Here is a 2,964-nt window from a genome sequence, read left to right on the forward strand (position 1 = left end):
GTGGGCTTCTTGCCAACTCCACCCAACGGTATCGGCTTTCGCCGACGCTGCGCGAACGGATACGTAGGCTTGCTTTATTAACGACACGGTCAGAAGTTACCGCTTAAAGAGTGGAGCCTTTATGGTTAGTCGGCTATGCATAAAAGGGTTAAAACTTTATGATTAAGGCTCCACTCTTCTAAGGTTTCGTCTCCGGGATGCCCCTCCGCGCCGGAACAATACAAAAATTCGATTTTTTTCGCGCTGTAAATAGCTGATAAACCAGCATTTAAGGCCTTTGGCCACGCTTCGCGAACGGCTTTGTTTATCAGTACATATATTATAGCATTCCATACATACCCTGTGCAAAATTCATCCCACACCTATGCTACGCATTAGGTGTGGGGCTTCTTTTGCCTGCCAGCTAAAGGGTAGAGTGTTGCTTGGAATTATTTCAATTCCAAAAAATAGCAGGAAGACAAGGAGTAACTATCTCGATAATTGAATAACGATCGGGTTTTTAGCCCGTTAGTACTTTGATTGCTAAGTTACACTTAAGCTAATGCGCTACGCGCACGCGTGCGCGTTCAGCTACCAGCTATCAGCTATCAGCGAACGGGTGACCGCTGACCCCTGACCACTGACTACTGACCACTGACGGCTGACGGCTGACGGCTTATAGTTACACAGACTTGGGGTGGTCAATCATGACGAAATCGAAAGGATTAGCTTTAGTCTCAGGGTTCATAAAACTGATTATCATTTGTAGTCTGATTCAACCGATGCTCGGTTGTACTCAACCAACAGAAAATGTGAGTAAGGCGGATTTAAATCAAGAGATTCAACCAACAGAAAATTTGGTTAAGGCCGATTTAAATCAAGAGATTCAACTTCATATCGATCAGATGGCGTTAATGGAATCGAAAACGATGCAAGTTAAGGTGCTGGATATAGTAGAAGATTCCAGATGCCCAGCTGATGTAGTCTGTGTGCAACCAGGACAAGTCACCATTGCCTTCGAGGTTATCAAGGAAAACTCACAACCAGAGGAGGTTGAGTTAACCCTGAGAGCAGCCCAAGAAAATTTAGCCGTTAAAAATTTTGATGGCTATTCCATGACATTAAAAAATGTTGAACCCTTGCCCATGACTAATCAGGAAACAATTATACAATCAGACTATATTGTAACGATTGTTGTATCGAAGAGTTAAACCCTCGTAAATCTAACCTATAATTATCATTTGGGTCTCGATTTTTTCAATCGAGACACGATAGATAAGGGCGTTGCTCATTTGGGGGGATGATTTATGAAACTCTGAAACAGGGTGAAGAGACTGGAAGTAATGCAAGATAAAACAGACTCAATCATCCTACCATTAAGCAATGCTATAAATCAGAAACTGTTTTGAGTTTCCTTCGCTATGATTAAAAGTGGCTGGCAAGGCTTCCAAGATGTTGCTTCGGGCAAGAAAACTTGACAAAAAAACCTACGCTAGCAAGGGCGATCATAGTAATAGCAAAAAGACTTAAATAATACTATGCCTACCAAGATAAACCATCACCACCATCACCACCATCACCACCATCACCACCATCACCACCATCACCACCACAACCCTCTGCACTGTATTGTTCCGGCGTATATGCTGCGGGAAGTTTCAGAACAGGGAAGCCCTATGCAGCGAGAACGGGCATTGAGCGCCCTAGTGGAATCTGGTCAGTTCCGTGGGGTGCGCCAGGAATTAGCTGACTTCTCCACACGACCCAGTTCCCGAGAACCAGGAGCAGCCAAACAACGGGTGATCTGTCATGCAGACTACCAAACTCGTTTACCTGGCCGTGAAGTCCGGGTGGAAGGAGACCCGGCCACAGGTGACGCAGCAGTGGATGAAGCCTACGATGGTTCTGGAGCTACCTTTGATTTGTATCGTGACATATACGAGCGCAACTCGATTGATGATCGAGGGGTGGTTTTGACCTCAACGGTTCATTATGGGAGCGGTTTTGACAACGCCTTCTGGAATGGTCAACAGATGACCTATGGGGATGGGGATGAAGATTTGCCGGAAGAGGAGAGACTCTTCAATCGCTTTACTATCGCCATCGATATTATTGGTCATGAGCTGACCCATGGGGTGATCCAATATGAAGCAGGACTGGTCTATCGCAATCAACCAGGAGCTCTCAACGAACACTTCGCTGATGTGTTCGGCATCCTAGTTAAGCAACGGACACTGAACCAAACTGCTAGTGAATCGGATTGGGTGATTGGAGCTGGTTTGTTTACTGAGAATGTCAATGCTACAGGCATTCGCTCCATGAAAGAACCAGGGAGTGCTTATAACGACCCCAGACTAGGTAAAGACCCTCAACCAGGTCATATGAGAGACATCTACACCGGGTCTCAAGATAATGGTGGGGTTCATATCAATTCTGGTATCCCCAACCGAGCCTTCTACATTGCTGCTCTGGACATTGGTGGATACGCTTGGGACAAGGCCGGTTGGATCTGGTATCTTACCTTGAGGGATAAGCTGGGTTCCACCTCAGATTTTGAGGATGCTGCCAGAGAGACATACAAGGTGGCAGGTGACCGATTTGGTGTTGGCAGCCTGGAACAAAAAGCTGTTCGTAAAGGTTGGGAAGAGGTAGGTGTTGAGATTATTGAAGAGGCTCCGGAAGATAAAATCCCCGACCTCGAACCCCCAGGATGCGCCGCAGGTGCGCCAGACTTTATCAGGTCTTTCTTCACCCCCTCCCCTTAAGGAGTAGGGCTGTTTCTGGCGTTGGACTTAAATTTCACGGGTAGGGAGATAGGGAGATAGGGAGATAGGAACCCACCCCTAACCCCTCCCAGGAGGCAGGGCTGTTTCATTCTGGCCAAAAATAGATGGGGAGATGGGGAGATGGGGAGATGGGGAGAATTTTGGACGAATAGTCGGGATTTTGGCCAAATTTATCTAACCATCCTCTTTGGCCGAATCA

General features: G+C 46.6%; 2 protein-coding genes. Both read left to right on the top strand.

Annotation, left to right across the window (positions count from 1 at the left end):
- Positions 1-686 precede the first annotated feature (686 nt).
- Positions 687-1,190: a hypothetical protein gene (locus F6J99_RS43835; protein WP_293123431.1), complete on the top strand. Its 504-nt coding sequence runs from the start codon at positions 687-689 to the stop codon at positions 1,188-1,190.
- Between the two features lie 432 nt (positions 1,191-1,622).
- A complete protein-coding gene (locus F6J99_RS43840; RefSeq protein ID WP_293123432.1) occupies positions 1,623-2,744 on the top strand; it encodes a M4 family metallopeptidase in 1,122 nt (373 codons plus the stop codon).
- The last annotated feature ends 220 nt before the right edge of the window (positions 2,745-2,964 follow it).

The organism is Moorena sp. SIO4G3, assembly GCF_010692305.1.
Lineage (GTDB): Bacteria > Cyanobacteriota > Cyanobacteriia > Cyanobacteriales > Coleofasciculaceae > Moorena > Moorena producens_A.

Coding starts and splice junctions, on each gene's coding strand:
- F6J99_RS43840 (WP_293123432.1), top strand. CDS start 1,623: ATGCTGCGGGAAGTTTCAGAACAGGGAAGCCCTATGCAGCGAGAACGG.
- F6J99_RS43835 (WP_293123431.1), top strand. CDS start 687: ATGACGAAATCGAAAGGATTAGCTTTAGTCTCAGGGTTCATAAAACTG.